The organism is Xanthomonas sp. Leaf148, assembly GCF_001423585.1.
Classification (GTDB): Bacteria; Pseudomonadota; Gammaproteobacteria; order Xanthomonadales; family Xanthomonadaceae; genus Xanthomonas.
Window position 1 is genome coordinate 13,996 of the sequence record NZ_LMOP01000002.1, and the last position, 14,620, is coordinate 28,615.

Annotated in this window: 15 protein-coding genes; 14 read left to right on the top strand and 1 reads right to left on the bottom strand. The window is 65.7% G+C overall.

What is annotated here, in order from left to right; all coding sequences use genetic code 11:
- The first annotated feature begins 73 nt into the window (after positions 1 to 73).
- Positions 74 to 1,378 carry a threonine synthase gene (gene thrC, locus ASF90_RS04235; RefSeq protein WP_055846378.1) on the top strand — a complete coding sequence of 435 codons (1,305 nt, stop codon included), beginning with the start codon at positions 74 to 76 and terminating at the stop codon, positions 1,376 to 1,378.
- 103 nt (positions 1,379 to 1,481) lie between these two features.
- On the top strand, positions 1,482 to 2,222 hold the full coding sequence (locus ASF90_RS04240; protein WP_055846381.1) for a murein L,D-transpeptidase catalytic domain family protein: 741 nt from the start codon (positions 1,482 to 1,484) through the stop codon (positions 2,220 to 2,222).
- Positions 2,223 to 2,437: 215 nt separating this feature from the next.
- On the opposite strand, the gene ASF90_RS04245 is transcribed toward ASF90_RS04240, so the two are convergent.
- Entirely contained in the window at positions 2,438 to 3,061 is a 624-nt protein-coding gene (locus ASF90_RS04245; RefSeq protein ID WP_193552615.1) for a helix-turn-helix domain-containing protein, read from the bottom strand.
- Positions 3,062 to 3,309: 248 nt separating this feature from the next.
- Between ASF90_RS04245 and hisS the strand changes: the two genes are divergently transcribed.
- From hisS to ASF90_RS04305, 12 genes are all read left to right on the top strand, one after another.
- On the top strand, positions 3,310 to 4,746 hold the full coding sequence (hisS, locus tag ASF90_RS04250) for a histidine--tRNA ligase (RefSeq protein ID WP_055846388.1): 1,437 nt from the start codon (positions 3,310 to 3,312) through the stop codon (positions 4,744 to 4,746).
- A complete protein-coding gene (locus ASF90_RS04255; RefSeq protein ID WP_055846391.1) occupies positions 4,746 to 5,042 on the top strand; it encodes a hypothetical protein in 297 nt (98 codons plus the stop codon). The genes hisS and ASF90_RS04255 overlap by 1 nt, the downstream gene beginning before the upstream one ends.
- A gap of 216 nt (positions 5,043 to 5,258) precedes the next feature.
- Positions 5,259 to 5,585: a YerC/YecD family TrpR-related protein gene (locus ASF90_RS04260; protein ID WP_055846394.1), complete on the top strand. Its 327-nt coding sequence runs from the start codon at positions 5,259 to 5,261 to the stop codon at positions 5,583 to 5,585.
- A 9-nt stretch (positions 5,586 to 5,594) separates the two neighbouring features.
- Positions 5,595 to 6,509, top strand: coding sequence for an ATP phosphoribosyltransferase (gene hisG, locus ASF90_RS04265; RefSeq protein ID WP_055846396.1), 915 nt, complete (start codon positions 5,595 to 5,597; stop codon positions 6,507 to 6,509).
- Entirely contained in the window at positions 6,506 to 7,801 is a 1,296-nt protein-coding gene (gene hisD / locus ASF90_RS04270; RefSeq protein WP_055846399.1) for a histidinol dehydrogenase, read from the top strand. Before hisG ends, hisD begins: the two co-directional genes overlap by 4 nt.
- Positions 7,798 to 8,886 carry a histidinol-phosphate transaminase gene (gene hisC, locus ASF90_RS04275; RefSeq protein WP_055846402.1) on the top strand — a complete coding sequence of 363 codons (1,089 nt, stop codon included), beginning with the start codon at positions 7,798 to 7,800 and terminating at the stop codon, positions 8,884 to 8,886. Before hisD ends, hisC begins: the two co-directional genes overlap by 4 nt.
- Positions 8,883 to 10,010: a bifunctional histidinol-phosphatase/imidazoleglycerol-phosphate dehydratase HisB gene (gene hisB / locus ASF90_RS04280; protein ID WP_055846405.1), complete on the top strand. Its 1,128-nt coding sequence runs from the start codon at positions 8,883 to 8,885 to the stop codon at positions 10,008 to 10,010. Before hisC ends, hisB begins: the two co-directional genes overlap by 4 nt.
- On the top strand, positions 10,007 to 10,609 hold the full coding sequence (gene hisH / locus ASF90_RS04285; protein WP_055846408.1) for an imidazole glycerol phosphate synthase subunit HisH: 603 nt from the start codon (positions 10,007 to 10,009) through the stop codon (positions 10,607 to 10,609). The genes hisB and hisH overlap by 4 nt, the downstream gene beginning before the upstream one ends.
- Complete coding sequence (hisA, locus tag ASF90_RS04290; protein WP_055846411.1) at positions 10,606 to 11,340, top strand: 1-(5-phosphoribosyl)-5-[(5-phosphoribosylamino)methylideneamino]imidazole-4-carboxamide isomerase; 735 nt, start codon at positions 10,606 to 10,608, stop codon at positions 11,338 to 11,340. The genes hisH and hisA overlap by 4 nt, the downstream gene beginning before the upstream one ends.
- Positions 11,334 to 12,110, top strand: coding sequence for an imidazole glycerol phosphate synthase subunit HisF (gene hisF, locus ASF90_RS04295; protein WP_055846413.1), 777 nt, complete (start codon positions 11,334 to 11,336; stop codon positions 12,108 to 12,110). The genes hisA and hisF overlap by 7 nt, the downstream gene beginning before the upstream one ends.
- Positions 12,100 to 12,720 (top strand): bifunctional phosphoribosyl-AMP cyclohydrolase/phosphoribosyl-ATP diphosphatase HisIE, encoded by a 621-nt coding sequence (gene hisIE, locus ASF90_RS04300; protein WP_055846416.1) that lies wholly within the window; start codon positions 12,100 to 12,102, stop codon positions 12,718 to 12,720. The genes hisF and hisIE overlap by 11 nt, the downstream gene beginning before the upstream one ends.
- Positions 12,721 to 13,023: 303 nt before the next feature.
- Positions 13,024 to 14,610: a calcineurin-like phosphoesterase family protein gene (locus tag ASF90_RS04305; RefSeq protein WP_055846419.1), complete on the top strand. Its 1,587-nt coding sequence runs from the start codon at positions 13,024 to 13,026 to the stop codon at positions 14,608 to 14,610.
- The last annotated feature ends 10 nt before the right edge of the window (positions 14,611 to 14,620 follow it).

Consider the following 14,620-nt stretch of genomic DNA (forward strand, 5'->3'; position numbering starts at 1 on the left):
CAGCCATGCCCATTGCCTCGATCATTTCATTGCCGGGTCACGCCCGGTCCTGTTTTTGCCTGGAGTCACGCTGATGTTCATCTCCACCCGTGGCGGCGCACCCGCCGCAAGCCTGAGCCAGGCGATTGCCGCCGGCCTGGCCCCCGATGGCGGACTGTATGTGCCGCAGACCTTGCCGCCGGCGCGCACGCTGGCCGCCGGTGCCGACCTGGCCGCGACAGCCACCACCTTGCTGCAGCCGTTTTTCGAAGGCGATGCGTTGGCGCCCGAGTTGCCCGCCATCTGCGCCGAGGCGTTCGATTTCCTGGCGCCGCTGGTGGCACTGGCCACGCCCGGCGATTACGCGCTGGAGCTGTTTCATGGCCCGACCGCTGCATTCAAGGATTTCGGTGCGCGCTTCCTGGCTGCCTGCCTGACCCGTCTGCGTCGTGCCGAAGACCGCCCGCTCACCATTCTGGTGGCCACGTCCGGCGATACCGGCGCTGCGGTGGCGGCGGCATTCCATCGCCAGCCGGGCTTGCGCGTGGTGGTGCTGTATCCGGACGGGCGGGTGTCGCCGCGTCAGGCGCATCAGCTGGGCTGTTTTGGCGACAACATCCAGGCATTGCGGGTGGCCGGCTCGTTCGACGATTGCCAGGCGATGGTCAAGCAGGCCTTGAGCGACACTGCGCTGCAGACGCAGGTGCCGCTGAGCTCGGCCAACAGCATCAGCCTGGGCCGCTTGCTGCCGCAGATGAGCTACTACGCGCATGCCGCCCTGCAGCACCAGGCGACGGCGGGCAGTGTGCTGAATCTGGTGGTGCCCACCGGCAATCTAGGCAACGGGCTGGCCGCGATCCTGGCACGCGCGCTCGGGGTGCCGTTGGGCAAGATCGCGCTGGCGTCCAACGCCAACCACGTGTTGCCGGATTACTTTGCCGGCGACGACTACGCCCCGCAGCCCAGCGTGGCGACCCTGGCCAATGCGATGGACGTGGGTGCACCAAGCAATTTCGAGCGGCTGCGCTGGTTGTACCAAGGTGACGATGCGGAGTTGCGCGAGGCTTTCCGCGCCCTGTCGGTCGACGATGCGGCCATCAGCCACACCATCCAGCAGCGCTATGCGCGCCACGGCGAAGTGCATTGCCCGCACACCGCCACCGCAGTGCATGTGCTTGAGCAACTGCGTGCCGAAGGTGCCGAGGGCGTCACCGGCGACTGGGCCGTGGCTGCCACCGCTCACCCGGCCAAGTTCGAAGGGGTGGTGGAGCCGTTGATCGGCCGCGCGGTCGATGTTCCGCCGGCATTGGCGGCGCTGCTGCAACGTCCGGCACACGCCGAAGCGCTGGCGCCGGATTACGCCGTGTTCCGGCAGCGCCTGCTTGCGGATGCGGCCTGAGCCAAACGCGTTCAGCCAGCCGGGGTTGGAAAGTGCCGCGCATGGGGCTATCTCTATCGGGGTGCGGCCCCGGCGTGGCGCCGCGTTCGATGTGGGTTGCTGCATGTCTTATCGAGTGATTGCCGTTGCCGCCGCGTTGTGCGGATGGGCAGCGGCGGGTGCGGCCGTGGCGGCCGATACCATGGCTGCGTCCCCAGTATCGCCATTGGGCGCTCCGCGTGCCGGGCTGATCGATGCCTTGGCGCGTCAGGCGCCGTCGTTGGACCGCCAGGTTCTGGCGTTGGCTACCGAAGCGTTGCAATGCGCGCGGCAACGCCAGCAGGTGGGCGATGAGCGTGTGCTCAGCGTCATCGACTACAGCCGGCCGTCGACCGAACGCCGGCTGTGGGTATTCGATCTGGCGCGGCAGCGGTTGTTGTTCCAGGAATGGGTGGCGCACGGGCGCAATACCGGCGAGAACCTGGCCGCGAAGTTCTCCAACGCCGACGGCAGCTTCCAGTCCAGCCTGGGTGCGTTCACCGCGCAAGAGTCTTACACCGGCCACAACGGCTATTCGTTACGGCTCAAAGGGCTGGAGCCGGGCTTCAACGATCACGCGCGCGACCGCGCCATCGTGATCCACGGTGCGCCCTACGTCAGCGAGGCCATCATCCGCAGCCAGGGGCGGCTGGGCCGCAGCCTTGGCTGCCCGGCAGTGCGGCCGGCAGTGGCCAGGCAGCTGATCGACACCTTGCGCGAGGGCGCGTTCGTGTTCGCCTATTACCCGGACCGCGCCTGGTTGCGGCAGTCGCAACTCCTCAGCAGCGGCTGCGGTGCATCGGTGGCGAGTGCGGGTGGGCGTTGAAGTGTCGTGCGCTGCGTCGTGATTCGACAACGTAGTTGAGTACACGGCCGGCGTGAATTGAGTGCATCGGCGCTGTCGCATTGAGTGCCGCCATCCGGCCAGCACACAGCTGTCTTCGTCACCGCCGCGAGCACTGGCGCCGCGTCTTCGCCAACGTGCAGTGGTGCGGCTCTGCAATCAAACCAGGTGTTCAACCACCATCGACCAGATAGCGCTCAAACCGTGTCGCCCGCCAGGCTGCGCAGGGCGGCGTAGTCCAGGATCTGCACCAGCTGCAGTTGCGGCAGCGCGATCAGCTGCTGCTGCCTGAGTTTGGTGAAGGTGCGGCTCACCGTTTCCATGGTCAGCCCGAGATGGTCGGCGATGTCGCCGCGGCTCATCGGCAGGGCCACGGTGTCGCCACTGGCACCGGGCTGGGTCGAGCGGGCAGCCAGACGCAGCAGAAAGTGCGCCAACCGTTCGCTGGGTTGCAGCCGCGCCAACAGCAGGCCGGTGTCCTGCGCGGCGGCCAGTTCCATGCTGGCGCGTTGCAGCAGCTTGCGCTCCAGATGCGGGTAGCGATCGCGCAACTGGCGCATCTGCGCCATCGGCGTACGACACACGCGGCTGTCGATCATAGCTTCGATGTCGTGGCGGTGCTGCGCGGTTTCGGTCAGCCCCACATAGTCGCCCGGCAGCACGAAACCGGTGATCTGGCGGCGTCCATCGGCCAGCGTGCGAACCAGGCGCAAGGCACCGGAGGTGACGGTGTAGACGTGCTGGCGCGCATCGCCGGCACGCACCAAGGTACTGCCGGGTGCATAGCTGGACGCTGTGGTGGCCTCATCGAGTGCGTCCATTTCCTGCGGCGACAACGCCGCGCAGATCGCACGGCCGCGGACCGCGCATAGCGCGCAATCGGAGCTGCGCGCGTCGCTGCCGGATGCCGCGCCGGGCGCCGGGCAGGTCACGCTGGGGTCTGAAAGCTGCCGATACATGGGTCACGCACTGCCTGGGACGCAGATCGATGATACGCCATGCGCTCAGCGCGGCCGCCCAGCCGGTAGAATTGCCGGCTCGCCCCAGTCGTTCTGCAGGAGTTTCGCTCGTGATCAAGCCCCGTACGCCGCCCGGCATCATGGAATTGCTGCCACGCGAGCAGATCGCGTTCCAGCGCATGCTGGACGTCATCCGCCGCAACTACGAGCGGTTCGGGTTCCTGCCGGTCGAGACCCCGGTGTTCGAGCTGTCCGACGTGCTGTTGACCAAATCCGGCGGCGAAACCGAGCGTCAGGTGTACTTCGTGCAGTCCACCGGCGCGCTGGCCAATGCGGCTGCCGCAGCCGACGACGGTGCAGAAAACGGCGGCTTGCCGGAGCTGGCGCTGCGCTTCGACCTCACCGTGCCGCTGGCGCGCTATGTCGCCGAACACGAGCACGATCTCAGCTTCCCGTTCCGTCGTTATCAGATGCAGCGCGTGTACCGCGGCGAGCGTGCGCAGCGCGGGCGTTTCCGCGAGTTTTACCAGTGCGATATCGATGTGATCGGCAAGGATGCGCTGAGCATCCGCTACGACGCTGAAGTGCTGGCGGTGATCCACGCGGTGTTCGCCGAGCTGGGCATCGGCGATTTCAAGGTGCAGTTGAACAACCGCAAGTTGCTGCGTGGGTTCTTCGAAAGTCTGGGTGTGGCCGAAGGCGAGTTGCAGCTGGCTGTGTTGCGCGAGGTCGACAAGATCGACAAGCGCGGCGCCGATTATGTGCGCGACACGCTTGTGGGCGAGGGCTTCGGCATTGCTGCCGAGCAGGTCGCCAAGATCCTGGCCTTCGTGGCGGTGCGCTCAAGCGGCCATGCCGATGCGCTGGTGCAGTTGCAGGCGCTGGAAGCCTCGGTCGGCGCGAGTGCGACGCTGGGTGAGGGCATTGCCGAATTGCGCGAAGTGCTGGAGCTGGTCAAGGCGCTGGGCGTGCCGGAAAGCGCGTACTGCCTGAATTTCTCGATCGCGCGCGGGCTGGACTACTACACCGGCACCGTCTACGAAACCACGCTCACCGACCACCCGCAGATCGGCTCGATCTGCTCCGGCGGCCGCTACGAAAGCCTGGCCAGCCACTACACCAAGTCCAAGTTGCCGGGCGTGGGCATCTCGATCGGCCTGACTCGCCTGTTCTGGCAGCTGCGCGAGGCCGGCCTGATCCAGGGCATTGCCGAAAGCAGCGTGCAGGCCATGGTGGCGCTGATGGACGAAACCCGCCTGGACGACGCGCTGGATATCGCGCGCCGGCTGCGCATCGGTGGCATCAACACCGAAGTACAGATGGAGCCGAAGAAGGTCGGCAAGCAGTTCCAGTACGCCGCCCGCGCCGGCATCCGCTTTGTGGTGCTGGCCGGCGACGACGAACTCGCGCGCGGCGTGGTAGCGGTCAAGGACCTGGTCCGCGAGCAGCAGTTCGATGTGGCGCGCGAAGAGTTGGCGAGCACGCTGCAGGTGGAGTTGGAGCAGGCCAAGGCGATGTTGGTGGCCGGGGGCGTTCGCTCCAGCTGATGCGTGACTCGATCGAAATCGTGCTGGACGGGCCGGCGTTCTTCGCGCAGCAAGACGAAGAGCAGTTTTTCGGCTGGCTCGCAGCGTTACCGGCCTACGTTGGTGTCAAAGGCAGAGGGCGCCAGTTGCATCTGGAATTGACCGTGCCGGTGGATCCCGCGACGGTCGAATCCTTGTTGGTGATCTGTCATCGATGGCAGATCGATAAGGCGCCACTAGCGCCACTGAAGAGTGAGGCAGTGTCCTGGCACGTGTTGTGGGGTCCCTCGGCACCGAAGGGGCACGGCGCTTTTTAGGGCAGTGCCGCCATGGAGATGCTCGTCGGGGAGGCCGGCTGAGTCACATCATCATTTGCGATCGTCATACCAGCTGCTTCGGTTTCGCAGTGACTGCCGGGTGCCGAACGAGCGTTCTAACGCGTCAGCCTTAACGCCCTTGATTCCCAAGGCCCGAGCGGGGTGACAATCACATCCGCTTGCGTTAATGTACTAACACGCTATTACATTAACGCAATGAAACAACGACCCGCTCCCCGCGAAACCACCGACGTCGCCGCCTCCCTCAAGATGCTGGCCGATGCACTGGCATGCCTGACTGAGCCCGGTTCGGTCGAGGCATTTCTGCGCGATTTGTGCACGCCCGCCGAGCTGGAGGCCATGGCCGACCGCTGGCGGGTGGTGCCGCTGCTGATCAAGGGCGTGCCGTACCGCGAAATCCACGAGCTGACCCAGGTCAGCGTGACCACCATCGGGCGCGTTGCGCGCACCCTGGATCATGGCGCCGGCGGCTATGCCGAGGCCTTGCGCGAGCAGTCGTCGCGCCCTGTCGATTCCCACTGAGAGAACAAGATGAGTGCTTCCACGGCAGCGCCGGCACGTGACCGGTTGCGTATTGCCATCCAGAAAAACGGCCGTCTGGCCGAGCCGGCGCGCAGCCTGCTGGCCGCCTGCGGGCTGAGCTGGCGGCAGAGCCGCGACAAATTGTTTTGCTATGGCGAATCGTTGCCGGTGGACTTGCTGCTGGTGCGCGACGACGACATCCCGGGCCTGATTGCCGACGGCGTCTGCGACCTGGGCATCGTGGGCCAGAACGAATTGGACGAGCAGGCGTCGTCGCGTCGTCGCGCTGGCTTGCCGGCTGCGTACCACGCTGTTCGCGGGGTCGGGTTCGGCCAGTGCCGGCTGATGCTGGCAGTGCCGGAAGAATGGGACTGGCAGGGCATCCAGCAACTGGCAGGCAAGCGCATCGCCACCAGCTACCCGGCGATCCTGGCCGACTGGCTGGAGCGACAGGGCATCGATGCGGCGGTGGTGGAATTGTCGGGTTCGGTGGAGATCGCACCGCGTCTCGGCACCGCCGACCTGATCTGCGACCTGGTGTCCAGCGGCGCCACGTTGGCGGCCAATCAGCTCAAGCCGGTGGAGCTGGTGATGGAAAGCGAGGCCGTGCTGGCCGGCGCGGTACGCGAGCCGGCCGATGCGCGCGCCGCGTTGCTGGCGATGCTGCTGCGACGCATGGACGGCGTGCTCAAGTTGCGCGACAGCAAACTGCTGATGTTCCGTGCCGAACACGGCAACGTGGATGCCCTGCGTCGCCTGCTGCCCGATGCCGACCCGCTGGTACAGCTGCCGGACGATGGCAACGGCGCACTGCGGCTGCAGACCATGTGCCACGGCGCGGTGACCTGGCAACGGTTGGAAGAACTCGAACGCGCAGGTGCGCAAGGCTTGATGGTGCTGACAGTGGAGCGCTCGCTGGCATGAACATTCTCGATTGGTCCCAACTCGACAGCGCGTCGCGTACCGACGCCTTGACGCGCCCGGTGCAGACCGTGGCCACACAGACGCGCGACGCGGTCGCCAGCTTGATCAGCGATGTGCGTGCCCGTGGCGATGCGGCGTTGCGCGAAATCACTGCGTGTTTCGATGGCGTGTCGCTGGACAGTTTTGCAGTGAGCGCGGCCGAATTCGCCGCCGCCGAGGCCGCCGTCGCGCCGGAGCTGCGCCAGGCGATGCAGGATGCCGTTGCACGCATCGACACCTTCCACCGCGCCGGCATGAGCGAGGGGTATGCAGTGGAAACCGCGCCAGGGGTGGTCTGCGAAAAGATCGTGCGGCCGATCGGGCGGGTGGGGTTGTACGTGCCGGCCGGCAGCGCGCCGTTGCCGTCGACCGCGTTGATGCTTGGCGTTCCTGCGCGTCTGGCCGGCTGCCGCGAGGTCGTGCTGTGCACGCCGCCGCGCAAGGATGGCAGCGTGGATCCGGCAGTGCTGGTGGCCGCGCAGCTCACCGGCGTGCGCCGCGTATTCAAGCTCGGCGGCGCGCAGGCGATTGCCGCGATGGCCTATGGCACCGAATCGGTACCGAGCTGCGACAAGTTGTTCGGGCCGGGCAATAGCTACGTCACCGAAGCCAAGCAGCAGGTGGCGCAATCCGGCGCGGCAGCGATCGACATGCCGGCCGGTCCGTCGGAAGTGTTGGTGATTGCCGATGCCGGCGCGCAGCCCGCCTTTGTGGCTGCCGACCTGCTGTCGCAGGCAGAGCACGGCCCGGATTCGCAGGTCTTGTTGTTGTCCGACAGCGATGCGTTGATTGCCGCCGTGCAAGTGGAGTTGGATGCACAACTGGCGCAGCTGTCGCGTGCCGCTATCGCCCGTCAGGCGCTGGCGCAGTCGCGGCTGATCAAGGTGCAATCGCTGGACGAGGCATTTGTGATCAGCAACCGCTATGCGCCCGAGCACTTGATTCTGGCGCTGCGCGAACCGCGCGCATGGTTGAACCAGGTGGAAGCCGCCGGCTCGGTATTTCTCGGCGACTACACACCCGAAGCCTTAGGCGATTACTGCAGCGGCACCAACCATGTGTTGCCGACCAGCGGCGCGGCGCGCGCGTATAGCGGCGTGAGCGTGGCCAGCTTCCAGAACATGGTCAGCGTGCAGGCGGCGAGCAAGGCCGGCATCGATGGCATCGGCGAATGCGCGTTGATTCTTGCGCGCGCCGAAGGCCTGGATGCGCATGCCAATGCGGTGGCGCTGCGCATGGGAGTGGCGGCATGAGCACGCCATCGATTCTTGAGTTGGTGCGCGAAGACCTGCGTGCGTTTGCCGGTTATTCGTCGGCACGCACCAGCGAGTTGCAGGGCGATGTCTGGCTCAACGCCAACGAATCGGCCTGGGGCAACCCGGCCGATCCCCACGGCAGCACGCGACGCTATCCCGACCCGCAACCCAAGGGCCTGCGCGTGGCGCTGGCAGAGTTGTATGGCTGCGCGCCCGAGCAACTGCTGATTGGCCGCGGCAGCGACGAAGCGATCGACCTGCTGGTGCGCGGCCTGTGCGTGCCCGAGCGCGATGCAGTGGTGGTGACGCCACCGGTATTTGGCATGTATGCGGTCTGCGCGCGCTTGCAGAATGCGCCGCTGGTCGAGGTGCCATTGGTCGATGGCAGCGATGGATTCCATGCAGACATCGCCGCCATCGTCGAGGCGGCACTGGCCTCGAAGGCGAAGCTGGTGTTTTTGTGCTCGCCCTCCAACCCGGCGGGCTCGGCGATTGCGTTGCAGGACATCGAAGTCGCAGTGCAGGCGCTGCAGGGCAAAGCACTGGTGGTTGTGGACGAAGCCTACGGCGAATTTTCGGACGTGCCGTCTGCAGTTTCGCTGCTGAGCCGTTACGAGAATCTTGCCGTGCTGCGCACCTTGTCCAAGGCGCATGCGCTTGCCGCTGCACGCATTGGCTGCCTGATCGCCAATGCCGAATTGATCGCGTTGTTGCGACGCTGCCAGGCCCCGTATCCGGTGCCCACGCCGTGCGCGGTGATGGCCGAGCAGGCGTTGTCTGCACCGGCACTGGAGGTCACACGCCGGCGCATTGCCGAGGTGCGCAGCGAGCGTGAGCGCGTGCGCATTGCATTGACGCAGCTTGCTGGCGTCCGCCAGGTGTATGCGTCGCAAGGTAACTTTTTGCTGGTGCGTTTCGACGACGCAGAGGCTGCCTTCCAGGCGCTGCTGGAAGCCGGCGTGGTGGTGCGCGATCAACGCGCGGTGCCGCGCCTGTCCGATGCATTGCGCATCACGCTGGGCACGGTCGAGCAGAACCAACGCGTGCTCGGCGCGCTGCAGCGCAAGCAGGAGGCCGCATGACCCCGATCCTTTTTGTCGACCGCGATGGCACGCTGATCACCGAGCCGGCCGACTACCAGATCGACGCCTACGAGAAGCTGCGCTTTGTCGATAACGTGATTCCGGCGATGCTCAAGCTGCGCGATGCCGGCTATCAGTTCGTCATCGTCACCAATCAGGACGGTCTGGGCAGCGAGAGCTATCCGCGCGTCGCATTCGATGGCCCCAACAACTTGATGCTGCAGATCTTCGCAAGCCAGGGCATCGAGTTCCGCGAAGTGCTGATCGACTGCAGCTGGCCGGCCGACAACGCGCCCACGCGCAAGCCCGGCGTTGGGCTGATGGTGCCTTATCTGCAAGACCGCAACATCGATTGGGCGCGCTCGGCGATGGTGGGCGACCGCCTCACCGATATCCAGTTTGCGCAGAACCTCAACATCCGCGGCTTCCAGCTACGCACCGACGAATTCGGCGGCGACTGGGATTGGCCGGGCATCGCGCACGAACTGGCCGATGCGCCACGGCGTGCGGTGGTTCAGCGTAATACCAAAGAAACCAAGATCCGTGTCGAGCTGGACCTGGATCGCGTCGCCGAACCGCATACTGCCACCGGCCTGCCGTTCTTCGATCACATGCTGGAGCAGATCGGCAAGCACGGCGGCTTTGCGCTGGATATCCGCGCCGACGGCGACCTGCATATCGATGAGCACCACACCATCGAAGACACCGGCCTGGCGCTGGGCCAGGCACTGCGCGAAGCCTTGGGCAACAAGCGCGGAATTGGCCGGTATGGGTTCGATCCGGTCGAAAGCCCCTGGCTTGCGGCAGGCGAGGGCGCGCAACACGGGTTCACCCTGCCGATGGATGAAACCATCGCCAGCGCGGCGCTGGATTTCAGTGGCCGGCCATACTTCGTGTTCGATGGCGAGTTCAAGCGCGAACGCGTGGGCGATATGCCCACCGAGCTGGTCCCGCATTTCTTCCGTTCCATCTGCGATGCGTCCGGCTTGAACCTGCACCTGAGCGTGCGGGGCGAGAACGATCACCACAAGGTCGAGGCGTGCTTCAAGGCGCTTGCACGCGCCCTGCGCCAGGCGATCCGTCGCGAAGGCACGGCGCTGCCCTCGACCAAGGGCGCGCTATGACCGACCTTGCGCTGATCGACGCCGGTGGCGCAAATCTGGGCTCGGTGCGCTACGCATTGGAGCGGCTCGGCGTGGAAGCCCGACTGGTGCGCGATGCGGCCGGTTTGCAGGGTGCCGATCGGGTGATCCTGCCTGGCGTCGGCGCGGCACCGGAAGCGATGAAGCGTCTGCGCGCACAAGGGTTGATCGAGCCGTTGCGCCAGTTGCAGGTGCCATTGATTGGCATCTGCCTGGGCATGCAGCTGCTGTTCGAGCGTTCCGAAGAAGGCGATGTGGAATGTCTGGGCCTGTTGCCGGGTGTGGTGCGCCACATGACGCCTGCACTGGGCATCCGCGTGCCGCATATGGGCTGGAACCAATTGGTGCCGATGCGCGAATCGGCCTTGCTGGCCGGCCTGCCCGAACGCGCCAGCGCCTATTTTGTGCATGGTTACGCCGCGCCAGTCACCCCGGACACGGTGGCCGCCTGCGATCACGGCGGCTTGTTCACTGCAGTGGTGCAGCAAGGCCTGCGCTGCGGCGCGCAGTTTCACCCGGAGCGCTCGGCCGAGACCGGGGCCCGCATCCTGCGCAATTTTCTTGAGATGAGCTTCCCATGAGTTTTACCGTTTACCCGGCGCTGGATATCCGCAACGGCCGCGTGGTGCGCTTGTTGCAGGGCGATTACGCGCGCGAAACCCAGTATGGCGACGATGTGCTGCCGCGCGCGCAGGCGTTTGCCGATGCCGGCGCACAATGGATGCATCTGGTGGATCTGGATGCGGCCAAGGCCGGTGGCTACACATTGGCCAGCACGCTGGGCGAGATCGTGCGCGCCACCGGCTTGCAGGTGCAGACCGGCGGCGGCGTGCGTTCGCGCGACGATGTGGCGCGCATCCTCGACGCAGGTGCGGCGCGCGTGGTGATCGGCTCGCTGGCGGTGCGCGAGAGCGACACCGTGATTGCCTGGTTGCAGGAATTTGGTGCGGATCGTCTGACCATTGCGCTGGACACGCGCCAGGATGCGGCGGGTGTGTGGCAGCTGCCGGTGCATGGCTGGACCGAAGCGGCCGAGGCCACGTTGGACCAATTGGCGGTGCGCTATGCGCAGGCCGGCCTGCAGCACCTGCTGTGCACCGACATCGCACGCGATGGCATGTTGTCCGGGCCGAACATGGACCTGTACGCGCATCTGCGGGCACTCACGCCGCAGCTGCAGGTGCAGGTCTCCGGCGGCGCGCGCAATCTTGCCGACGTCGCCGCGGCCAAGGCCTCGGGCTGCGCCGGCATCGTGCTGGGCAAGGCCTTGCTCGAAGGTCACCTGGATCTCAAGGACGCATTGGCATGTTGAGCCGTCGCATCATTCCCTGCCTGGATGTGCGCGATGGGCGCGTGGTCAAGGGCGTCAAGTTCCGCGACCACATCGACATGGGCGATATCGTCGAACTCGCATTGCGTTATCGCGCGCAGGGCGCCGATGAGCTGGTGTTCTACGACATCGGCGCCAGCCCGGAAGGGCGCTCGGTCGATTACACCTGGGTCGAGCGTGTGGCTCGGCTGATCGACATTCCGTTTTGTGTTGCCGGCGGCATCCGCGATGTCGAGACGGCGCGTGCGGTGTTGCACGCCGGTGCCGACAAGATTTCGATCAACTCGCCTGCACTCGGCCGCCCGCAGCTGATTTCCGAACTGGCCGATGCCTTTGGCGTGCAATGCGTGGTGGTCGGTATCGATTCCATTCGCGAAGAAGACGGCCAGTGGCGGGTACGTCGCTACACCGGCGACCCCAGCAAGACCCAGGCGCTGCCGATGCGCACGCTGGATTGGGTGGCCGAAGCGCAGCGTCTGGGCGCCGGTGAGATCGTGCTCAATTGCATGGACAACGACGGCGTGCGGCGCGGCTACGATATCGCGCAGTTGCGCCAGGTACGTGCGCTGTGTCGGGTACCGTTGATCGCGTCCGGTGGTGCAGGCGAACTGCAGCATTTTGCCGATGTGTTCGACCAGGCCGATGTGGACGGCGCCCTGGCTGCCAGTGTGTTTCATAGCGGCGCGATTCCGATCCCGGAACTCAAGCAATTTTTGCGCGCGCAACAGATCGAGGTACGTGATGGGCAGTGACACCGTGGCAACCGACGACGCACTGCAGGCGCTGGACTGGAGCAAGGGCGATGGCTTGTTGCCGGTCGTCGTGCAGGACGCCGACAATCTGCGCGTGCTGATGCTGGGCTACATGACCGCCGAGGCGTTGGCAGTGACGCAGCAGCGCGGCGAAGTCACCTTCTTCAGCCGCAGCAAGCAACGCTTGTGGACCAAGGGCGAAAGCTCGGGCAACGTGTTGCGCGTGGTCTCGATCGAAGCCGACTGCGACGCCGATACGTTGCTGGTGTTGGCGCGTCCGCATGGTCCCACCTGCCATCTGGGTCGCATCAGTTGTTTTCCGAGCGCGCCCGGTCAATTCCTCGGTAGCCTGGATGCATTGATCGCCACGCGCGAGCGCGAGCGGCCACATGGCAGTTACACCACCCAGCTGTTCGAGCAAGGCATCCGCCGCATCGCGCAGAAGGTGGGCGAGGAGGGCGTGGAAACCGCCCTGGCGGGCGTGGTGCAGGGCGATGCGGAGTTGCTCGGTGAATCGGCCGACCTGCTGTACCACCTGATCGTGCTGCTGCGCGCACGCGGCCTGGGTCTGGGCGATGCAGTGGCATTGTTGGAGTCGCGGCACAAATAAAGCGATTGGTAGGAGCGCACCCGGGCGCGACGCGTTACCGATAAGGCCCCCATTGCGCCCGGGTGCGCTCCTACGACGTGGTGTGGTGTGCCCATCTCGTTCACGTGGCCGCAGAACAGGTACACGTCCCGCCGGTCTTTGCGTAGGAGCGCACCTGGGCGCAATGGGGGCGTTACCGGTAAAGCCCCGTCGCGCCCAGGTGCGCTCCTACGATGCGATGCGGTGCGATGTGGTTTGCACGCCTACGCCGTCCACGTTGCCTCGGCGGGTACAATTTCCGCTGGTCTTTTGGCGGGAACACGCATGCAGCTTCGCTTCGCTCTTCTAGCCTTGGGTGTGCTCGCCGGCAGCGCGTATGCACGCGATGTGGTGGTCGATGGCATCGTGTACGAAGAGCGCGACGGGCGTGCCGGTCGCAGTGCCGATGAGTCCGGTGTTGCCGATGTGGCGGTGTCCAACGGCACGCAGATCGTGCGTACCGATGCACAAGGTCGCTATCGTCTGCCGGTGCGCGAGGGGCAGACGGTGTTCGTGATCAAACCAGGCGATCGTAATTTTGTGCCCGCCGCTGATGGCTTGCCCGGGTTCTGGCGGCACTACGCGCCGCGCGGTTCGATCAAGCGCAAGTATCTAGGCATCGCCGCGACCGGTCGCAAGATGCATGACTGGAATTTCGCGCTGACGCCACGCACGCAGGCGGCGGGCAGCGGGTTCGACATGCTGGTGTTTGCCGACACCCAGACCGCCAGCCTCACTGATGTGGGCTATTACCAGCGCGATATCGTGGCGCCGCTGGTCGGCAAGACCGCCGCCCGGCTCGGCACCACCTTGGGCGACATCGTCAGCGACGATCTGAGCCTGTATCCGGCTTTGAACAAGGTCACCACGCAGCTCGGCGTGCCGTGGTTCCATGTGCCCGGCAATCACGATCTGAATTTTGATGCCGGCGATGATCTGCAGTCGCTCGACAGCTGGCGTGCGGTGTACGGGCCAGACACCTACGCGGTAGAAGAAGCCAACGCCAGCTTCGTGTTTCTGGACGATGTGATCTATACACCCGGCGGCAAGCCGGCGTATGTGGGCGGTCTGCGCGAAGACCAGTTCGTGTTTCTGCAGAACTATCTGGCGCAGCTGCCGCGTGAGCGCCTGCTGGTGCTGGGCATGCATATCCCATTGTTCGATGCAGCCCCGGGGCAGGAGACCTTCCGGCATGCTGACCGTAGCCGCCTGTTCGCGCTACTGAAGGATTTCCCGCATGTGCTGGTGCTCAGCGGGCATAGCCACACGCAGCGGCAGGTGGAGCATGGCGCGGACGAAGGCTGGCAGGGCGCGCGCCCGTTGCACGAATACAACGTTGGCGCGGCCTGCGGTGCGTTCTGGTCCGGCGTCAAGGATGCCGACGGCATTCCCGCTGCGACGATGAGCGACGGCACGCCCAACGGTTATGCGGTGTTGAAGGTCGCTCCCAGCGGCGACTACACCCTGGCGTATCACGCCGCGCGCGCGGCCGACGATGCACAGCTGTCGCTGTCTGCGCCCAAGGTGCTGCGGCAGGGCGCGTATCCTGCCTGGGGCGTGTACGCCAATGTGTTCATGGGGCAGGACAGCACCGTGGTGGAGTCGCGCATCGATGCTGGGCCGTGGCAGGCGATGAAGCGCGTCGAGCGTGCGGACCCAGTGCTGCTTGCGGAGAATGCGCGCGACGATGCAGCGCCGGAACTGCGTGGTTACGACCGCTCGCCCGAAGCCACGCCATCGACGCATCTGTGGCGCAGCGCGTTGCCGACCACGCTCGGCGTTGGCGAACATGTTGTCGAGGTGCGCGCTACTTTGCCGACCGGGCAATACAGCGCACGCACGGTGTATCGCTTGCAGCGCGCCGACCCTTGAGCAGATGCGC

Bases quoted from the DNA above. Each gene is read 5' to 3' on its own strand.
- hisD (WP_055846399.1), top strand. From the start codon at position 6,506: ATGAACATTCTCGATTGGTCCCAACTCGACAGCGCGTCGCGTACCGAC.
- hisH (WP_055846408.1), top strand. From the start codon at position 10,007: ATGACCGACCTTGCGCTGATCGACGCCGGTGGCGCAAATCTGGGCTCG.
- ASF90_RS04245 (WP_193552615.1), bottom strand. From the start codon at position 3,061: ATGGACGCACTCGATGAGGCCACCACAGCGTCCAGCTATGCACCCGGC.
- hisA (WP_055846411.1), top strand. From the start codon at position 10,606: ATGAGTTTTACCGTTTACCCGGCGCTGGATATCCGCAACGGCCGCGTG.
- ASF90_RS04255 (WP_055846391.1), top strand. From the start codon at position 4,746: ATGCGTGACTCGATCGAAATCGTGCTGGACGGGCCGGCGTTCTTCGCG.
- ASF90_RS04305 (WP_055846419.1), top strand. From the start codon at position 13,024: ATGCAGCTTCGCTTCGCTCTTCTAGCCTTGGGTGTGCTCGCCGGCAGC.
- ASF90_RS04240 (WP_055846381.1), top strand. From the start codon at position 1,482: ATGTCTTATCGAGTGATTGCCGTTGCCGCCGCGTTGTGCGGATGGGCA.
- hisG (WP_055846396.1), top strand. From the start codon at position 5,595: ATGAGTGCTTCCACGGCAGCGCCGGCACGTGACCGGTTGCGTATTGCC.
- hisC (WP_055846402.1), top strand. From the start codon at position 7,798: ATGAGCACGCCATCGATTCTTGAGTTGGTGCGCGAAGACCTGCGTGCG.
- hisIE (WP_055846416.1), top strand. From the start codon at position 12,100: ATGGGCAGTGACACCGTGGCAACCGACGACGCACTGCAGGCGCTGGAC.
- ASF90_RS04260 (WP_055846394.1), top strand. From the start codon at position 5,259: ATGAAACAACGACCCGCTCCCCGCGAAACCACCGACGTCGCCGCCTCC.
- hisF (WP_055846413.1), top strand. From the start codon at position 11,334: ATGTTGAGCCGTCGCATCATTCCCTGCCTGGATGTGCGCGATGGGCGC.
- hisB (WP_055846405.1), top strand. From the start codon at position 8,883: ATGACCCCGATCCTTTTTGTCGACCGCGATGGCACGCTGATCACCGAG.
- thrC (WP_055846378.1), top strand. From the start codon at position 74: ATGTTCATCTCCACCCGTGGCGGCGCACCCGCCGCAAGCCTGAGCCAG.